The following is an 18,632-nucleotide window of genomic DNA, read 5'->3' on the forward strand; positions in this document are numbered from 1 at the left end:
GTCATGTCCGAGATGAAAGCAAAACTCCGGCCGTTCAAGGATTATCCCGCCAAGCACTTCCGCTGGAAGGTCGATGCGAGCGGCCGTGTCGCGACCATCACGCTGAACCGGCCGGACAAGAAGAATCCGCTGACTTTCGAGTCCTATGAGGAGCTGCGCGATCTCTTCACCAATCTCAAATACGCCTCCGATGTCCGCGCGATCGTGCTGACCGGCGCCGAGGGCAATTTTTGCTCCGGCGGCGACGTGTTCGAGATCATCGAGCCTCTGACGCGGATGGCGATGCCGGACCTGCTCGCCTTCACGCGGATGACCGGCGAGGTGGTGCGGGCGATGCGCAAATGCCCGCAGATCATCGTCGCCGCGATCGACGGCATTTGCGCCGGGGCCGGTGCGATGCTGGCGCTGGCGTCCGACCTGCGGCTGGCGACGCCGCAGGCCAAGACCGCGTTCCTGTTCACCCGCGTCGGCCTTGCTGGCGCCGACATGGGCGCGTGCGGGTTGCTGCCGCGCGTGATCGGGCAGGGCCACGCGGCCGATCTGCTCTACACGGGGCGTGCGATGAGCGCCGAGGAAGGCTTTGCGTGGGGCTTCCACAACCGCCTGGTTCCGCCGGCGGAGCTCGCCGGCGCCGCGCAGGAGCTGGCGCGCTCGCTCGCGGATGGGCCGTGGTTCGCGCATGGCGTGACGAAAACGATGTTCAACCAGGAATGGGCGATGGGCGTCGACGAGATGATCGAGTCGGAAGCGCAGGCGCAGGCGATCTGCATGGTCACCGGCGATTTCCGCCGCGCCTTCGAGGCGTTCGCCGCCAAGCAGAAACCGGCCTTCGAGGGCAATTGAGATGATCGAAATCCTGCAACCGGAAGGATGGGCCAAGCCGATCGGCTACGCCAACGGCATGGCCGCGCGCGGCAAACAGCTGTTCATCGCGGGCCAGATCGGCTGGAACGGGCAGTGCGTGTTCGAGACTGACGATCTCGTGGCGCAGATCGGCCAGACCCTGCGCAACATCGTCGCAGTCGCCGCCGCCGGCGGCGCCGGCCCCGAGCACATCGTGTCGATGACCTGGTACTTGCTCGACCGCAAGGAATATTCCGCGCGGCTGAAGGAGATCGGCACGGTCTATCGCGACATCATTGGCCGGCGCTTCCCCGCGATGACCGCGATTCAGGTTGCCGGCCTGATCGAGGACCGCGCCAAGGTGGAAATCCAGGCAATTGCGGTCGTGCCGGATTGAGGGTGACGCCATTGGTAGACCCGTCATCCTGAGGTGCGAGCGGAGCGAGCCTCGAAGGATGCACGGCCCGGGTAGTGGCCGTCGACCCTTCGAGACGCCGCTACGCGGCTCCTTCAGCGACAAAGGCGAAGCCTTTGCGCGGGGGTGACGGGGATAGATCGGAGTACGCTGAAGCAATGTTAAGGCTAAGCCCAATCGTCGTGGGCCAGTCCTCGTCCCGGGCCGCAAACCCGCTTGCGGCCGGACAACGGGGCATGCGACCTTAGCCCAAAGCGTAAAAGCGTCCTGTTGTGAGTGGAGGTGAGGACGATGAAGGCGATTATCGTCGGAGGCGGAATCGGAGGCCTCACCACTGCGCTGATGCTGCGCTCGCGCGGCATCAGTTGCGAGCTGTACGAGCAGTCCGAGACGATCCGCGAGCTCGGCGTCGGCATCAACACGCTGCCGCATGCGATCCGTGAGCTGGCGGGGCTTGGTTTGCTTGACAAGCTCGACGAGGTGGCGATCCGCACCTATGAGCTGTTCTATCTGACGCGGCATGGCCAGCAGGTCTGGCACGAGAAGCGCGGGCTCGATGCCGGCCACGACGTGCCGCAATTCTCGATTCATCGCGGCCGTCTGCAAAGTGTGATCCATCAGGCCGTGGTCGATCGGCTTGGCGCGGATGCGATCCGCACCGGCTGCCGGCTCGGCTCCTTCACCCAGGACGAGGGCGGCGTCTCGGCCTATTTCTTCGATCGCAGTGGCGCCCATGTGCACACCGCGCGCGGCGACATCCTGATCGGCGCCGACGGCATCCACTCGAAGGTGCGGCAGACGCTGTTTCCGGATGAGGGCGGGCCGTGCTGGAACGGCCTGATGCTGTGGCGCGGCGCCACCGATTGGCCGGCCTTCCTGACCGGACGCTCGATGATCATCGCCGGCGGCCTGAACGCCAAGGCCGTGATCTATCCGATCGCGCCGGGCTCGAGCCCGGCGAGCCGCCTCACCAACTGGGCGGTGCTGGTGCGGATCGGCGATGGCACCTCGCCGCCGCCGCGCCGTGAGGGCTGGTCCAATCTCGGACGGCGCGACGAGATGATGCCCTATGTCACGAGCTTCACGATCCCGCAGGTCGACTTTACCGGCCTGATCAACGCGACGCCGGAGTTCTGGGAGTATCCGTGCTGCGACCGCGATCCCTTGCCGTATTGGTCGTGCGGCCGCGTCACGCTGCTCGGCGACGCCGCGCATCCGATGTATCCGGTCGGCTCGAACGGCGCTTCTCAAGCCATTCTCGATGCGCGCTGTCTGGCCGACATGCTGGCGCGATCGGAGCATCCGCGGCAGGCGCTGGCGGCCTATGAGCGGCAACGGCTGCCGATGACCGCCGACATTGTCGCCTCCAACCGCCGCGGCGGGCCGGAGGGCGTGATCGACGCCGTCGAGCAACTCGCGCCGCAGGGCTTTACCGACGTCGACACTATTCTCAATTACGAAGCGCGCGAGGCGATCGTACGCGGCTATGCCGCCAAGGCCGGCTTTGCCGCGCGCGTGGTGGCGCGGCAGTAGCCTGGAAAGGAGCGGACGTTTCGCAAAGTCGGTTCGCTTCATTACCCCCTCATGGTGAGGAGGCGCGCATGCGCCGTCTCGAACCATGAGGCCCGGCCTGCGGCCTCATCCCTCGAGACGCGCGTTCGCGCTCCTCGGGATGAGGGGACAGAGCTGGTGATGCTGTTACGCCGGAGGCGGCGGCAGGAAGTGGATGTTGTGCTCGGCGGCGAGCCGCACCACGTCATCCGGGTTCTGCTCCTTCATGTTGTGGATCGCCCAGAACAGGTCGTAGAGCCTCCGCGTCGGCGACACCCAGAACAGCGTCTTGGCCGCCTGCTGCGACTTGTTGAAGATGCCGTGCGGCTTGCCCATCGGCAGGCGCACCAGATCGCCTGGAGTTGCAGATTCATCGGCACCGTCGAGCATGAAGTCGAGCTTGCCCTCGAGGATGTAGAGGTACTCGTCCTGGTCGGGGTGGATATGCGGCGGAACGAAGGTACCCGGCGGGAAGGTGGCGTGCCAGGAGAATGAATGCTCGGTGCGGCTCTTCGGCACGTAGGTCTGGCCGAGGATGCTCCAGGAAATGCCCTGGATGCCTTCATTGGCGCGGGTGATGCCGGCGATCTCGTCTTTTATGCTCATGCTTGCTCCTGTGATCTACTTGGCGGCGCAGTCCTTGGCGTAGCGGTCGCCATAATTCGAAAACACCTTTTCGACGATCTCGGTCTGGAATTTGCCGTCCGGCCGCTTCGCGACCTTGGTGAGGTAGAAATCCTGGATCGGATAACCGTTGTTGCTGAACTTGAAGTTACCGCGCAGCGAGGTGAAGTCGGCCTTCTTCAGCGCGGCGGCGACCGCGTCCTTGTTGGAGAGGTCGCCCTTCACGGCCTTGACGGCACTGTCGATCAACAGCGCGGCGTCATAGGCCTGCATGGCGTAGGTGCCTGGCACGCCGTTGTAGGCCGCCTCATAGGCGGCGACGAACTTCTTGCTTTGGGGATTGTCGAGGTTGGGCGCCCAGTTCGCCCCGCCGAACATGCCGACCGCTGCGTCCTGCTGCGCGGGCAGGGTGGATTCGTCGACGGTGAAGGCGGAGAGCACCGGCACGGTGGTGCCGGCCTGCTTGTATTGCTTCACGAGGTTCACGCCCATGCCGCCCGGCATGAAGGTGAACAGCGCGTCCGGCTTCAGCGCAGCGATCTTGGACAGCTCGGGCTGGAAATCCAGCGTGTTCAGCGGCGTGTAGGATTCCTCGACGATCTCGCCCTTGTAGTCGAGCTTGAATCCGGCGACGGAGTCGCGGCCGGCCTGATAGTTCGGCACCAGCAGGTAGACGCGCTTGTAGCCGCGGTCCTGCGCCACCTTGCCGAGGATCTCGTGCACCTGGTCGTTCTGGTACGACGTCACATAGAAGAACGGGTTGCACTCCTTGCCGGCATAGCTGGAGGGACCTGCGTTCGGGCTGATCAGGAAGGTCTTGCTGTCGGTGACCGGGCGGTGGATCGCCTGCAGGATGTTGGAGAAGATCGGGCCGACCACGAAATCGACCTTGTCGCGCTCGAGCAGGCCGCGCACCTTGACCACCGCGCCGTCGGGCTTCAGTTCGTCGTCGGCGTTGACGATCTCGACATCGCGGCCGGCCATCTTGCCGCCGAGGTCCTTGATCGCGAGCGCAAAGCCGTCGCGGACCTGCTGGCCGAGCGCCGCGGCCGGGCCGGAGGTCGTGACCAGCACGCCGATCTTGATCTTCTCCTGCGCGGTCGCCGGGGTGACCGCGACACCGAGCAGCGCCGCCAATCCCGCGAGCTTCGTCAATTGCTTCATCTCACTCCCCCAACCATTGGCCTGATGCTTCGGCGGCCGATTTGGCTTCAGCTTAGTCTGACGCGCGCGACCGCTGCAAGCGATGTGGCATTGCGTCAGGATGATCGCCGCGGACCATGCGGGCGTCGCACATGCAAGCGCCGCGCCAATTGCTTGAAGTTTAAAGAAATTGCAGGATTGCCCAGGCGTATCAGGCGCGATTCGCAATTGTCCTTGCGGGACGCCGCGAATTGCTTGAAGCTCAAAACAATTGGTCCGACCGGAACCCGCCGCGGAGGCACGATCGCCGCATGATCCTCGATTCCGAAACCAAAGCCGTCGAACTGCCCGACGATCACGGCACCGAGCTGCGGCTGTGGCTGCGCCTCTTGACCTGCACCACGCTGATCGAAGGCGAGGTGCGCAGCCGGCTGCGCGAGAAGTTCGACGTCACGCTGCCGCGCTTCGACCTGATGGCCCAACTCGACAAGGTGTCCGACGGCATGACGCTGTCGGACCTGTCGAAGCGGATGATGGTGTCGAACGGCAACGTCACCGGGCTGGTCGAGCGCCTGGTTGAATCAGGCCATCTCGATCGCCGCACCTCGGAGACGGACCGCCGCGTGCAGTTCATCCGGCTCACAAAACTCGGCCGCGCCGAATTCCGCAAGATGGCCGCCGAGCACGAGAAGTGGATCGCCGATATCTTCGGCGATCTCTCGCCGAAGGATATCCGCGAACTGATGCGGCTGCTCGCCAAGGCCAAGGGCTCGGCGCAGCGCTCCGCCAAGGCGAGGAGCGCTTAAGCCGTGACCGAGGTCGACTACGAGGTCGAATACAACAATCGGGCGCGGGTGCCGGAAAATCCGGCGCTGATGGCCGGCTGGGCGAGGGACTCCGCGGCGTATCGCGAGCAGCATCCGCCGCGGCGGCTGACCTATGGTCCGGGCAGCCGCAACGTCATCGACCTGTTCGAAGGCGATCGTGACGGGCCGCTCGTGGTTTTTATCCATGGCGGCTACTGGCAGGCGCTCGACGGCTCGTCATCGAGCCACTGCGCGCGAGGGCTCAACGGTCACGGCATCAGCGTCGCGGTGCCGAGCTACGATCTCTGCCCCAATGTCACGGTCGGCGATATCATCGGCGAGATGCGTGCGGCGTGCCGTGAGCTGGCCAGGCTCGGCCGGCCGCTGGTCGTGTCGGGACACTCCGCAGGCGGACATCTTGCCGCATGCATGCTCGCGACCGATTGGCCGGCCCATGATGCGTCGCTGCCAAAGGACCTGGTCAGGGCTGCTTACGCGATCTCCGGTCTGTTCGAGCTCGAGCCATTGGTCGGCACCTCCATCAACAAGGCGCTTGGCCTCGACCGCGCCGCCGCCCGGGCGGCGAGCCCGCTGTTCTGGACGCCGCCCGCGGGCGCGACGCTCGATGCCGTCGTCGGCGGCGCCGAGAGCGCGGAATATCACCGGCAGAGCCGGGCCGTCGTCGATGTCTGGGGCAAAGCGGGCGTTGCAACGCGGTTCGGCGTCGTGCCCGACGCCAATCATTTCACCGCGATCGCGCCGCTCGCCGATCCGGGCTCGGCGATGGTGGCGCGGCTGAAGCAGCTTACGCAAGTCTGAGGTGCTGAAGGATCGGCCAGCGATTGCCACGCGATTTCCACGCGATTTCCGCCCTTGCGCCAAATTATTTTAAGTATAAAATGATTGGCGATTGGAACGCTGCCGGGCGTCCTCGATGTTGATGTTGGTCTTCTCGATATTGGTCTTGGCCTTTCTGGATGGAAAGCGAGGGGCGATCGAATGTCAGGTGAATTTCCCGGGCTCGGCCCATCCGGGCATGTCGACGATTTCGCACGGCGCAACCTGCCGCCATCAGCGCAATGGCCGCAGCTGCTGCTCGACCGGCCGGAGTTTCAATATCCCGATTATCTCAACGCCGCGGTCGAACTGACCGACCGCATCGTAGCGCAGGGGATGGGCGATCGCATCGCGCTGATCGGCAACGGCCGCCAGCGCACCTACAAGGAACTGACCGATTGGTCGAACCGCCTGGCGCATGCGCTGGTGGAGAACTATGGCGTCAAGCCCGGCAATCGCGTCCTGATCCGCTCGGGCAACAACCCTGCGCTGGTCGCGGCCTGGCTCGCGGCGACCAAGGCCGGTGCCGTTGTCGTCAACACCATGCCGATGCTGCGCGCCGGCGAACTGGCCAAGATCGTCGACAAGGCCGAGATTGCGCTGGCGCTGACCGACAGCCGCATCGCGGATGAACTGGTGGCCTGCGCCAAGACCAGCAAATTCCTCAAGCAGGTCGTCAATTTCGACGGCACGCAGAACCACGATGCCGAGCTCGACCGGATCGCGCTGAACAAGCCGGTCAAGTTCGATGCGGTGAAGACCGGCCGCGATGACGTTGCGTTGCTCGGATTCACGTCGGGCACGACAGGCGAGCCCAAGGCGACCATGCACTTTCACCGCGATCTCCTGATCGTTGCCGACGGCTATGCGAAGGAAGTGCTCAAGGTGACGCCGGACGATGTGTTCGTCGGCTCGCCGCCGCTTGCGTTCACGTTCGGCCTTGGCGGGCTCGCGATCTTCCCGCTGCGCTTCGGCGCCACCGCGACGCTGCTGGAGAACGCGGCGCCGAGCGAGATGATCCGGATCATCGAAACCTACAAGGCGACGATCTGCTTCACCGCGCCGACCGCCTATCGGGCGATGATGGCCGCGATGGACAAGGGCGCGGATCTGTCTTCGCTGCGACTCGCGGTCTCGGCCGGCGAGACGTTGCCGGCCCCGGTGTTCGAGAACTGGACCAAGAAGACCGGCAAGCCGATCCTCGACGGCATCGGCAGCACGGAGCTGCTGCACATCTTCATCACCAACCGCACCGGCAGCGCCGTCGGCGGCACCACGGGCACGCCCGTCACGGGCTACGAGGCCAGGATCGTCGACGAAGACATGAACGAGCTGCCGGCGGGGCAGGTCGGCAAGCTGGCGGTTCGCGGCCCGACCGGCTGCCGCTATCTCGCGGACTCCAGGCAGAGCAAATATGTCCGCGACGGCTGGAACATCACCGGCGATGCCTTCGTCAGCGACGAGAACGGCCGGCTGTCGTTCGTGGCGCGTGCCGACGACATGATTATCTCAGCGGGCTACAACATCGCCGGCCCCGAGGTCGAGGCCGCGCTGCTCGGCCATCCCGATGTCGCGGAGTGCGCCGTGATCGGCGCACCCGACGAGGAGCGCGGGCAGATCGTCTCGGCGTTCATCGTGCTGAAGCAGGGCGCGCGCTGCGACGATGTCGAGATCAAGCTGCTGCAGGATCACGTCAAGGCGACGATCGCGCCGTATAAATATCCGCGCGCGATCGCCTTCGTCGAGGCGCTGCCGAAGACCCAGACCGGGAAGATCCAGCGCTTCAAGCTGCGCGAAGCAAGCTGACAAGCAAAATGGGAGGGCGACGGCTTGCGGCCGCCGCCTCGGGGATCAACGATAGATCAATGCGCCGCGCCGCCGCCGGCCGCGTTCTTCGGCTTGCCGGTCAAGAGGATCGCGATTGCCGCGAACACCAGCACGATGCCGATCACGGCAAAGGTGTCACTGAAACCAAGCACCAGGGCCTGGCGCTTGACGATATTGCCGAGCGCCACGATCGCCTGGTGATGCGCGGTCGCCGGATCGGAGATGCCGTGGCTGAGGAAGTAATTGGTGACCTCGGCGATCCGGGTGCGCACTTCCTCGCGGCCGAGGTCGACCGACTGGCCGATGATGTTGGAGTGGAACTGCTCGCGCTTGGTGACGATGGTGGCGAGCAAGGCCGTGCCGATCGCGCCGCCGAGGTTGCGCATCATGTTGGAGATGCCGGAGGCCGCCGCCGCGTCCTGCGGCGCGACGCTGCCGAGGCTGACGGCGGACAGCGGGGCCAGCATGATTGCCTGGCCGATCGCGCGGACGATGTTCGGGACGAAGAACTGGTCACCGGAGTAATCGAGCGACATCGCGATGTTCATGAAGGAGGAGACCGCGAACAGGATCATGCCGGTGAAGGCGATGAAGCGCGGATCGAAGCGTTGCATCAGCTTCGGCACCAGCGGGATCAGGATCAGCTGCGGCAGGCCGGTCCAGGCCAGCACCTGGCCGATCTGCTCGGCGTTGTAGCGCTGCACCTGGCCGAGATAGGCCGGCAGCAGGTAGACCGAGCCGAACAGCGCGAAGCCGACGAACACCGCCGAGATGGTGCCGAAACCGAAGCTGCGCTGGGTCAGGAGGCGCAGCCGAATCAGCGGCTTCTCGACGACGAGCTCGATCCAGACGAACAGAGTGAGGCTGACGGCGGCGATCACCGCGAGCTTGACGATGAAGGGCGAGCCGAACCAGTCGTTCTTGTTGCCTTCCTCGAGCACGGCCTGCAGCGACGACAGACCGATCGCCATCGTGACGATGCCGAGCCAGTCGCCCTCGCGCAGCAGGTGCAGCTGCATCGGCTGGCGTTCCAGCGTGAAATAGAGGGTGATGACCATCACCGCGGTCGGGATCACGTTGACGAAGAAGATGGTCTGCCAGCCGTAATTCTCGGTGAGGTAGCCGCCGATGGTCGGTCCGATCGCGGGCGCAAAGGTCACGGCGAGCGCGAACATGGCAAGACCGACCGGCTGCTGGGCCTTCGGCAGCTTGGTGAAGACCAGCGTGAAGGCCATCGGGATCAGCACGCCGCCAAAGAAGCCCTGCAAGCCGCGCATCGCGATCATCGAGGGCAGGTCGTGGGTGAAGGCACAGGCGACCGAGAAGATCGCGAACAGGGTGGCGAAGCCGATGATGATCTTGCGGAAGGAAAACACCCGGCTGAGATAGTCGGTCAGCGGGATCACCACGATCTCGCCGATCAGATAGGAGGTCGAGATCCAGGAGCCGTTGTCGACGCCGGTTCCGATGCCGCCCTCGATGTTGAGGAGCGAGGCGTTGGTGATCTGGATGTTGAGGATCGCCATGAACGCGCCGATCATGGCGGCGACGATGGAGATCCAGACCGCCATGCTGGCGCGGTTGGGATCGGCCGCTACGGCTGCCGCGCGGGGCGCAGCAGAAGGGGAGGAGAGCGCGAGGTCGGACATGACATCACCTATTTGAAGGAGGCGACAGCGAGCTTGGGAGAGGCGTTGGAGCGCGGCGCCTCGCCAGGTTGCGACAAGGTTGCGATGGTCGGGATGACCGACATGCCGGGCCGCAATTCGACCGCCGTCGCGTCGAGCTTGATCTTCACCGGAATGCGCTGCACCACCTTGGTGAAGTTGCCGGTCGCATTGTCGGGCGGCAGCAGCGCGAATTCCTGGCCGCTGGCGGGCGCGAGACTGTCGACATGGCCGCGCACCACCTGTCCCGGGAACATGTCGACCGCGATCTCGACCGGCTGACCCTTGCGGACATTGGTGAGCTGCGTCTCCTTGTAGTTCGCGATCACATAGGCGCCGGTGGCGGGCACCAGCGACATCAGCTGTGTGCCGGCCTGGACGAACTGGCCGGTGCGCAGGGTGCGGTTGCCGACCACACCGTCGATCGGGGCTGATATGGTGGTGTAGCCGAGGTTCAGCTCGGCCTGATGCTGGAGCGCGGTGGCGCGAGCCTGCGACGCGACGGCCTGGGCAATGTCGGCCTTGAGCAACTCCACCTGGCGGAGTGCGGAGGCGAGGTTCGCGGTATCGCGGGCCACGGCGGCCTGTGCGCTGGCGTAGCGCGACTGTGCCTGCTGCGCGTTCTGCACGCTGCCGAAGCCGGTGCCGGCGAGGTCGGTGTAACGCTTGTTCTCCTGCTCGGCGAAGGTCTGCGTCGCGGTGTCCACGGCGAGGGTCGCGCGTGCCGCTTCGATCACGGACTGCTGCACATCGAGCTGCGCATGCTTGCTGGCGATCGCGGCCTCGGCGGCGGCGACGTCGGCCTTGGCCTGATCCAGCGCGACCCTGAAATCGCGATCGTCGATCCGCGCCAGCATCTGGCCGGCGCGCACATGCTCATTGTCGCCCACCAGCACCGCGCTGAGATAGCCGGAGACTTTTGGCGCGATCGTCGTGTTGTCGGCCTTCACATAGGCGTCGTCGGTCGAGACCTGAAAACGGCCGACCGTCCAGTAATCCCAGCCGTACCAGGCTCCGCCCGCGAGAACGGCGAGCGCCGCGCCGGCCAGCAGCAGGCGGCGAAGCCTGCCCTTGGCGGCAGGCGGCTTGGCGGCCTCCGGATTTGCGATCAATTGCCTGGCGGTCTCGGCCGGAACCTGGCTCTCGGCCTTGAATGATGTCTCATGCTGGCTCATGGCGGTGCTCCTGATCCGTCTATCCCACTGGAAAATCGTGCCAATTTCGGCCGGTGCCCGCGGGATTAATTAGGAAACTTGATGTTTTCCAAAATAGAGCCCATATTGGGAGTGTCAATAGAATGACAGGCATCATTTAAAAGCATGGCTCGCGGATGAACCGGAATGACAAGGATCAGACTGAGCAAGGCGCACCGGCGCGGCGCGGCCGCGGGCGGCCGCAGCTACGTTCCGACGACGAGACGCGTGCGCTGATCTATGACGCCGCACGACGCGAGTTCTCCGAGCGCGGCTTCGCGGCGGCCAACATCGCCGACGTGGCCTGCCGCGCCGGCGTCTCCACCAAGACACTCTATCGGCTGATCCCGACCAAGCTGGCGCTGTTCGAGGGCACGGTGACGGACCGGATGGACCGATTCATATCCGCCGTGAATCTCGGCGCCTGCGACGGCCGCGATATCGCGGCGGCATTGGAGGCGGCGCTCTCGAGCTGTGGCGAGTTGATCCTCGATGCCGAGGTCATCGCGCTCCAGCGCATCATTCTGGCCGACAGCGACAAATTCCCCGACATTGCCGAGATGTTCTACGAGAAGGCGATGCAGCGGACCCTTGGCGCGCTGGCCGCGTGGCTGGGCGTGCAGCAGCGGCGGGGACGGATCGCGGTGGACGACGCACAGGCCGCTGCGGGCATGCTGCTCGGCATGCTGGTGTTCCAGCCGCAACGCGACGTGATGTACGGCCACAGGCCGCCGCCGTCGCGGGCGCAGATCGAGGCCCGCGCCAAGGCCTGTGCGGCACTGTTCCTGTCCGGATGCGCCGCACCGGCCGACCAGACCAAGAAGCAGAACGGAGACGCGTGACGCCCCGCGTTACTTGCCCATTGCCGCCGCCGGCGGCTGGGCCAGCACCTGCCGGATCATCCGCGCGAGATCGGATTTGCGGTAAGGCTTCGGCAGCAGTGTCACATCCGGATCGAGACGGCCGTGGTGGATGATCGCGTCCTCGGTGTAGCCGGAGGTGAAGAGCACGCGCACCGAGGGCAGTTTGGCGATCACGGCATCGGCGACCTGTCGGCCGTTCATGCCGCCGGACATGATGACGTCGGTGAACAGCACGTCGCAGACGAACCCGTTGTCGACCGCAGCCAATGCTTCCGGGCCGTTGGCGGTGACCATGGTGCGATAGCCGAGCTGCTCGAGCTGGGCGCTGACGTAATTGCGCACCAGCGGATCGTCCTCGACGACCAGGATGGATTCATTGCCGCCGCGCGTGTCGACCGGAGGAGGCGGCTCGACGTCGATCATGTCGCCGCTGCTGCGCGGCAGATAGAGCTTGATCGAGGTGCCGTGGCCCTCTTCGGAATAGATCTTGAGGTGTCCGTTGGACTGCTTGATGAAGCCGTACACCATGCTGAGCCCGAGGCCGGTGCCCTTGCCGGTGTCCTTGGTCGTGAAGAACGGCTCGAACACCTTGTCGCGGATCCCCGCCGGGATGCCACCGCCGGTGTCGCTGACCGCGACCATCACATATTCACCCGCCCGCACGTCGGGGTTGGCGACGGCATAAACCTCGTCGAGGATGACGTTGCTGGTCTCCAGCATCAGCTTGCCGCCATCGGGCATCGCATCGCGGGCATTGACGGCGAGATTGAGCAGCGCGGTCGCCATGTGGTTCGGATCGATGAAGGCCGTCCAGGCGTCGGGTTCGAGCGCGGTATCGATCTCGATCTGCTCGCCGAGCGAGGGGCGCAGCAGCCGCGCGGTGTCCTGCACCAGGGTGTTGAGATTCGCTTCACGCGGTTGCAGCGGCTGCAGCCGCGAGAAGGCCAGCAGGTGCTTGGTCACTTCTGCACCGCGAAACGCCGCGTCGGTGATCATCTTGGCGACAGACGACAGCGCGGGATCATGTTCAACGGCTTCCGCGAGGATGTCGATCAGGCCGGTGATGACGGTCAGGATGTTGTTGAAATCATGCGCGATGCCGCCGGAGAGATGCCCGACGGCCTCCATTTTCTGCACCTGGCGGAGCTTTTGCTCGGCTTCGAGCTGTTCGCGGGCGGCCTCGACTTCGCGGGCGCGCATGAAGATTTCCGCTTCCATCTGCTCGGTGCGCTCGCGCAACCGGTCGGTCAGCTGGTCCTGCTCGGCGCCGCGCTGCTTCAGCTGGATGAAGCTGGTGACGTCTTCGACCCGATGGATGATGTAGGTGAACTGCCCGTTCGGCCCCAACACCGGCGAATTGCGCGGGCTCCAGTAGCGTTCCTCGAATCCGCCGCCCTCCGACTCGGGCTTGCGGATATCGTATTTCTGCACCGTCATGGTGTCGGGGCGACGGAACTGGACCACGCGCTCAAGCGAGGCGCGCAGGTTCCGCACGCCGTCGGCGGCCGGATCGTCCGGATTGTCGGGAAACACCTCGAACAGCCCGCGCCCGAGGATCGCGGCGCGCTCGGTCTTGGTGGCGCGCAGATAGGCGTCGCTCACTGCCGCGATGCGAAAGTCGGGCTGAGTCAGCACCAGATAGAGGCCGGGCGCCGCCTCGAATAACGCCTTGAAGTCGGGCGTCGGCGGGGACTGGTTCTGCAGCTCAACCTCCCTCGCAGGGTGCGGTCCGCCGGGTGACCGCAGCCAAGATGTGACATGCGTTTCGTGGAACTTCAATGCCTAACATACGGCACTGGCTCGATTTTCTCGATCGATCGGGCGTCGTGCGGCCGCTAGTGCGAATTCGGCAGATAGCGCCAGCCCTCCTTGCCGAGGAAGTCCAGCATGGCCTGCGCGGGCGGCAGCAGGATCTTGTCGGTGCGCCTGATCGCGTGCCACTGCCGGACGATCGGCAGGCCTTTCACCTTGAGCACCACCAGCCGGCCATCCTCCAGCTCATGGAACACCGTGTGCTGGGAGATGAAGGCGATGCCGAGCCCGGCCATGACAGCCTGCTTGATGGTCTCGTTGCTGTCCATCGCCATGCCGAGCTTCGGCTCCAGCCCGACCCGCTCGAAATATTGCTGCATCAGCATCCGCGTGCCCGATCCTTGCTCGCGGGTGATGAAGGTTTCGTTGGCGAGTTCCGATGGGGCGACGTGCCGCCGCCGCGCCAGCCGATGATCGGGCGCGGCGATGATGAAGTGCGGATGCCGGCCGAGCGGCTTCATCTCCACCTCGACATCGGCCGGCGGCCGCCCCATCACCGCGATGTCGAGATCGTAGCCGCGCAGCGCGTCGCGAATCTCCTCGCGGTTGCCGATCCTGAGCGTGACCTCGATCTTGGGAAAGCGGCGCGAGAACGCCGCGATCGCAAACGGCACGAAGTATTTGGCGGTGGAGACCGCGCCCATCGCGACGCGGCCGCCGCTGCGGCCGGCGATCATGTCGAGCGATTGCTCGCAGTCCTTCAGCGCCGCCTCGATCCGCTCGACCAGCGTCAGCACGTGCGCGCCGGCATCCGTCAGCGCCATGCCGTCGCCGGTGCGCTGGATCAGCGGCAACCCCGCGAGCGCCTGCAGGTTGCGGAGCTGCAGCGTCACCGCGGGCTGGGTCAGGTTCAACCGGTTGGCGGCGGACGTGATCGAACCAGCCTCGTGCAAGGTCGACAGTGCACGCAGCTGGCGGATGGTGAGATCCCGCGAGAAGTTGCCGGCCATGACAAGCTCCATAAGAAATACTTTGCCCGGACCAAAGATAATAAAATTTCCCTAATTGGGCAATTCGCGCGTTGATAGGGCGAAGGCGACTCCCTGAGGTCGCCTCTCGAAGCCTCGGGACAGAGGGCGCGATCATAGGGAGAGGCCGGTGGAGATTCGTCCTGCATTGCATGCCCATCTGGAGTGGCCGACGCAACACAACCCGTTGCGCGCCGCGACCGTTGTGGTGATCGAGGCCCTCGCGGGCGCCGCGATCGAGCTCTCGCGCATCATTGCCGTCGGGCCGCTCGCCGGCATCGGCGGCGAGAGCGGCGGGGTCAATCCCGACGGCGACCGGCAGAAGACCATCGACATCGTCGCCGACGATCTGATGCGGAACGCGTTGCGCACCGCGCCGGTCGCCGCAGTGCTGTCGGAGGAGGTCGAACTGCCCGAGACGCTCGATCCCGACGCGCCGCTCTGCGTCGCGATCGATCCGCTCGATGGATCCGCCAATCTCGAAAACAACATCTCGATCGGCACGATCTTCTCGATCCGGCCGAAAGGAAACGACGTCATCTCGACCTTCTTCGAGCCCGGCACGGCGCAATGTGCCGCCGGCTGCTTCATCTACGGTCCGCAGACCGTGCTGGTGCTGGCGCTCGACCAGCGCGTCGACTGCTTTACGCTGGACCCGCGAACCGGCGAGTTCGTCCTGACCGCGCGTGACCTGCGCGTACAGCAGGATGCGTCGGAATTCGCCATCAATGCCTCGAACCGGCGGCATTGGAGCGGCCCGGTGCGCAGCTACATCGACGAGTGCCTCGCCGGGGCGAACGGCGAGCGCGGGCAGGACTTCAACATGCGCTGGATCGGCTCGCTGGTCGCTGAGGCCTACCGCATCCTGATGCGCGGCGGCGTGTTCCTGTATCCGGCGGATGCGCGCCAGGGCTACCGCGAAGGCCGGTTGCGTCTGCTGTACGAGGCGCATCCCATCGCACTGATCATGGAATGGGCGGGCGGCGCCGCGTCGAACGGCCGGTCGCGGATTCTCGAACTGTCGGCACGTACGCCGCATCAGCGCGTGCCGCTGATCATGGGATCGACGCGCGCCGTGCGCGACGTCGATGCGATCCACCTGACCGTCGAGCCGTTGTTCGAAAGCAGCGATGCCCCGCTGTTCGCGCGGCGCGGCCTGTTCCGCTGAGGAGGACCGCATGTCACGTCGGCATCCCATCATCTCGATCACCGGCTCCTCCGGGGCCGGCACCACCTCGGTGAAGAAGACGTTCGAGAACATCTTCCGCCGCGAGAACGTGGTCGCCGCCTATATCGAGGGCGACGCGTTCCACCGCTACGACCGCGCCGAGATGCGCAGCCTGATGGCGGAGAGGGCCGAGCGCGGCAACAAGCACTTCAGCCATTTCAGCCCCGAGACCAATTTGTTCGAGGAGCTGGAGAAGCTGTTCAGCGACTACGCCGAGACCGGCACCGGAACCACGCGACACTATGTGCACGACGAGGAGGAGGCGCGGCTCTACGGCGCCAAGCCCGGCACCTTCACCGCTTGGGAGGCGCTGCCGGAGAATTCCGACCTGTTGTTCTACGAGGGCCTGCATGGTGCCGTGGTCACCGACAAGGTGAATGTCGCGCAGCATGCCGACCTCAAGATCGGCGTCGTGCCGGTCATCAACCTCGAATGGATCCAGAAGCTGCATCGCGACCGCAGCCATCGCGGCTACTCCACCGAGGCAGTGACCGACACCATCCTGCGCCGCATGCCGGACTATGTGAATTACATCTGCCCGCAATTCACCGAGACCGACATCAACTTCCAACGCGTGCCGACGGTCGACACGTCGAACCCGTTCATCGCGCGCTGGATCCCGACGCCGGATGAATCGATGGTCGTGATCCGGCTGAAGAACCCGCGCGGCATCGATTTTCCCTATCTGCTCTCGATGATTCCGAACAGCTTCATGTCGCGCGCCAATTCGATCGTGGTGCACGGCGCCAAGCTCGACCTCGCGATGCAGCTCATCCTGACCCCGCTGATCCTGCAACTGATCGAACGAAAGAGGCGAACGATATGACCGCACTTGCGTCCGTTGCCAGTCGCCCCGAAATCAGCCACGACGAGATGGCGAACGCCATCCGCTTCCTCGCCATCGACGCGGTGGAGCAGTCGAAATCCGGTCATCCCGGCATGCCGATGGGCATGGCCGATGTCGCGACCGTGCTGTTCACGGACTTCCTGAAGTTCGATCCGGCTGATCCGGCCTGGCCCGACCGCGACCGCTTTGTGCTGTCGGCCGGTCACGGCTCGATGCTGCTCTACGCGCTGCTCTATCTGACCGGTTACGAGAGCATGACGCTCGACCAGCTCAAGGCGTTCCGGCAGTGGGGATCGAAAACCCCGGGACATCCCGAGTATGGCCACACCCCGGGTGTCGAGACCACGACCGGGCCGCTCGGGCAGGGGATTGCGACCGCGGTCGGCATGGCGCTTGCCGAGCGGCTGATGAACGCGCGCTTCGGCGACGACCTCGTCGACCACTACACCTATGTGATCGCCGGCGATGGCTGCCTGATGGAAGGCCTCAGCCATGAGGCGATCTCGCTCGCCGGCCATTTGCGGCTGAACCGCTTGATCGTGCTGTTCGACGACAATCATATCTCGATCGACGGCGCCACCTCGCTGTCCTGTTCGGACGACCAGGCGGCGCGGTTCAAGGCCAGCGGCTGGAACGTCAACCGCATCGACGGCCACGATCCGCAGGCGATCACCGCGGCGATCAGGCAGGCACGATCGAGCGATCGTCCGTCGTTGATCGCCTGCCGGACGGTGATCGGGTTCGGTGCACCGAACCGGCAGGGCAGCGAAAAGGTGCATGGCGCGCCGCTCGGTGCCGATGAGGTGGCGAAGACCCGTGCCGCGCTGCGCTGGCCGTATCCGGCATTCGAAATTCCCGACGCGGTGCTGGCGGAGTGGCGCGAGCTCGGCGGCCGCGGCCGCGACGCGCGGCGGGCCTGGATCGAGCGTTCGCGCAGCGCCTGCAAGGGCGACAAGGTCGAGCGGTCTCCGTTCCATGACGCGCTGAACCGGAGATTGCCCTGCGCCTATGCCGAGGCGATGGTGAAGTTGGTGGAGCGGTTCGCGACCGAGCGGCCGAAGCTCGCCACGCGACAGGCCTCGCAGCAGGTCATCGACGTGATCGCGGAGGCGTTGCCCAATCTCCTCGGCGGCTCGGCCGACCTCACGCATTCCAATCTGACGCTGGCGAAGTCGCAGGTTTCGGTGCGGCCGGAAACGCTCGACGGCAGCTATATCCATTACGGCATCCGCGAGCATGGCATGGCCGCGGCGATGAACGGTATCGCCCTGCACGGCGGGTTCATTCCCTATGGCGGCACCTTCCTCAGCTTCGCCGATTACAGCCGGCCGGCGATCCGCCTCGCGGCGCTGATGGCGATCCGCGTCATCCATGTGATGACCCACGATTCCATTGGGCTCGGCGAGGACGGGCCGACGCATCAGCCGGTCGAGCATCTGGCGGCGCTGCGCGCGATCCCGAACGTCCTGGTGTTCCGCCCGGCCGATGCCGTCGAAACCGCGGAAGCGTGGGACTGCGCGCTGAAGGCGGAGACCTCGCCGTCGATCCTCTGCCTGTCGCGGCAGGCGCTGCCGACGGTTCGCGACGGCAGCAAGGACAACCAGGTCGCGCTCGGCGCCTACGTTCTCGTCGAGCCGGCCTTCGCGCGTGACGTCACCCTGATTGCAACGGGTTCGGAGGTGGCGATCGCGCTCGAAGCCGCAAAGCTGCTGGCGGAAGACGGGGTACAGGCGGCGGTCGTCTCGGCCCCGTGCTTCGACCTGTTCCGCCAGCAGCCGAGCGACTATCGCGCCCAGGTGCTGGGCAGCGCCCCGCGCGTCGGCGTGGAGGCTGCGGTCGAGGGCGACTGGGCGCGCTGGGTCGGCGAGGACGGTGCCTTCGTCGGCATGACCGGCTTCGGCGCTTCCGCGCCTGCCGACGTGCTCTACCGCGAATTCGGCATCACGCCCGCGGCAATCGCTGCTGCAGCAAAACAGCTCATTCAACGAGCGAATTGAAAGGAGGACGC

The 18,632-nt window shown here is 65.4% G+C and carries 16 protein-coding genes; 10 read left to right on the forward strand and 6 right to left on the reverse strand.

What is annotated here, in order from left to right; all coding sequences use genetic code 11:
• The first annotated feature begins 3 nt into the window (after positions 1 to 3).
• The 3 genes from QJT82_RS01045 (at position 4) to QJT82_RS01055 (ending at position 2,791) form a co-directional block, all read left to right on the forward strand.
• Positions 4 to 843 carry an enoyl-CoA hydratase family protein gene (locus QJT82_RS01045; protein ID WP_028345206.1) on the forward strand — a complete coding sequence of 280 codons (840 nt, stop codon included), beginning with the start codon at positions 4 to 6 and terminating at the stop codon, positions 841 to 843.
• 1 nt (position 844) lies between these two features.
• A complete protein-coding gene (locus QJT82_RS01050) occupies positions 845 to 1,240 on the forward strand; it encodes a RidA family protein (protein WP_028345205.1) in 396 nt (131 codons plus the stop codon).
• 309 nt (positions 1,241 to 1,549) lie between these two features.
• Positions 1,550 to 2,791: a flavin-dependent oxidoreductase gene (locus QJT82_RS01055; RefSeq protein ID WP_028345204.1), complete on the forward strand. Its 1,242-nt coding sequence runs from the start codon at positions 1,550 to 1,552 to the stop codon at positions 2,789 to 2,791.
• Positions 2,792 to 2,956: 165 nt separating this feature from the next.
• Here QJT82_RS01055 and QJT82_RS01060 read toward each other — a convergent pair whose 3' ends face one another.
• Together QJT82_RS01060 and QJT82_RS01065 are read right to left on the reverse strand one after the other, a co-directional pair.
• Positions 2,957 to 3,415, reverse strand: a complete 459-nt coding sequence (locus QJT82_RS01060; RefSeq protein ID WP_035634282.1) for a cupin domain-containing protein — start codon at positions 3,413 to 3,415, stop codon at positions 2,957 to 2,959.
• 15 nt (positions 3,416 to 3,430) lie between these two features.
• The gene (locus QJT82_RS01065; protein WP_028345202.1) at positions 3,431 to 4,597 is read right to left on the reverse strand and encodes an ABC transporter substrate-binding protein; all 1,167 of its coding nucleotides are present in this window, start codon (positions 4,595 to 4,597) and stop codon (positions 3,431 to 3,433) included.
• Positions 4,598 to 4,887: 290 nt separating this feature from the next.
• Between QJT82_RS01065 and QJT82_RS01070 the strand changes: the two genes are divergently transcribed.
• The 3 genes from QJT82_RS01070 to QJT82_RS01080 all read left to right on the forward strand — a co-directional run bounded on the left by QJT82_RS01070 (position 4,888) and on the right by QJT82_RS01080 (position 8,025).
• Positions 4,888 to 5,382: a MarR family transcriptional regulator gene (locus QJT82_RS01070; protein WP_016845834.1), complete on the forward strand. Its 495-nt coding sequence runs from the start codon at positions 4,888 to 4,890 to the stop codon at positions 5,380 to 5,382.
• Between the two features lie 3 nt (positions 5,383 to 5,385).
• A complete protein-coding gene (locus QJT82_RS01075; RefSeq protein ID WP_028345201.1) occupies positions 5,386 to 6,201 on the forward strand; it encodes an alpha/beta hydrolase in 816 nt (271 codons plus the stop codon).
• A 180-nt stretch (positions 6,202 to 6,381) separates the two neighbouring features.
• Entirely contained in the window at positions 6,382 to 8,025 is a 1,644-nt protein-coding gene (locus QJT82_RS01080) for a benzoate-CoA ligase family protein (RefSeq protein ID WP_028345200.1), read from the forward strand.
• 56 nt (positions 8,026 to 8,081) lie between these two features.
• On the opposite strand, the gene QJT82_RS01085 is transcribed toward QJT82_RS01080, so the two are convergent.
• Together QJT82_RS01085 and QJT82_RS01090 are read right to left on the reverse strand one after the other, a co-directional pair.
• Entirely contained in the window at positions 8,082 to 9,617 is a 1,536-nt protein-coding gene (locus QJT82_RS01085) for a DHA2 family efflux MFS transporter permease subunit (RefSeq protein WP_050999433.1), read from the reverse strand.
• A gap of 86 nt (positions 9,618 to 9,703) precedes the next feature.
• A complete protein-coding gene (locus tag QJT82_RS01090; RefSeq protein ID WP_028345198.1) occupies positions 9,704 to 10,888 on the reverse strand; it encodes an HlyD family secretion protein in 1,185 nt (394 codons plus the stop codon).
• Between the two features lie 155 nt (positions 10,889 to 11,043).
• Here QJT82_RS01090 and QJT82_RS01095 point away from each other — a divergent pair, with 155 nt between their 5' ends.
• The gene (locus QJT82_RS01095) at positions 11,044 to 11,748 is read left to right on the forward strand and encodes a TetR/AcrR family transcriptional regulator (RefSeq protein WP_028345197.1); all 705 of its coding nucleotides are present in this window, start codon (positions 11,044 to 11,046) and stop codon (positions 11,746 to 11,748) included.
• A gap of 9 nt (positions 11,749 to 11,757) precedes the next feature.
• On the opposite strand, the gene QJT82_RS01100 is transcribed toward QJT82_RS01095, so the two are convergent.
• Positions 11,758 to 13,548, reverse strand: coding sequence for an ATP-binding protein (locus tag QJT82_RS01100; RefSeq protein ID WP_259244280.1), 1,791 nt, complete (start codon positions 13,546 to 13,548; stop codon positions 11,758 to 11,760).
• 56 nt (positions 13,549 to 13,604) lie between these two features.
• Positions 13,605 to 14,531 carry a LysR family transcriptional regulator gene (locus QJT82_RS01105; protein ID WP_028345195.1) on the reverse strand — a complete coding sequence of 309 codons (927 nt, stop codon included), beginning with the start codon at positions 14,529 to 14,531 and terminating at the stop codon, positions 13,605 to 13,607.
• Between the two features lie 166 nt (positions 14,532 to 14,697).
• On the opposite strand from QJT82_RS01105, the gene QJT82_RS01110 reads away from it, so the two are divergent.
• The 3 genes from QJT82_RS01110 to tkt are packed head-to-tail and all read left to right on the forward strand — an operon-like array spanning position 14,698 to position 18,621.
• Positions 14,698 to 15,717, forward strand: coding sequence for a class 1 fructose-bisphosphatase (locus QJT82_RS01110; RefSeq protein WP_028345194.1), 1,020 nt, complete (start codon positions 14,698 to 14,700; stop codon positions 15,715 to 15,717).
• 10 nt (positions 15,718 to 15,727) lie between these two features.
• Complete coding sequence (locus tag QJT82_RS01115; RefSeq protein ID WP_028331481.1) at positions 15,728 to 16,603, forward strand: phosphoribulokinase; 876 nt, start codon at positions 15,728 to 15,730, stop codon at positions 16,601 to 16,603.
• Complete coding sequence (gene tkt, locus QJT82_RS01120; protein ID WP_028345193.1) at positions 16,600 to 18,621, forward strand: transketolase; 2,022 nt, start codon at positions 16,600 to 16,602, stop codon at positions 18,619 to 18,621. The genes QJT82_RS01115 and tkt overlap by 4 nt, the downstream gene beginning before the upstream one ends.
• Positions 18,622 to 18,632 lie beyond the last annotated feature (11 nt).

Origin of the sequence: Bradyrhizobium sp. Mp19, from assembly GCF_029952935.1 — a bacterium.
Classification (GTDB): Bacteria; Pseudomonadota; Alphaproteobacteria; order Rhizobiales; family Xanthobacteraceae; genus Bradyrhizobium; species Bradyrhizobium elkanii.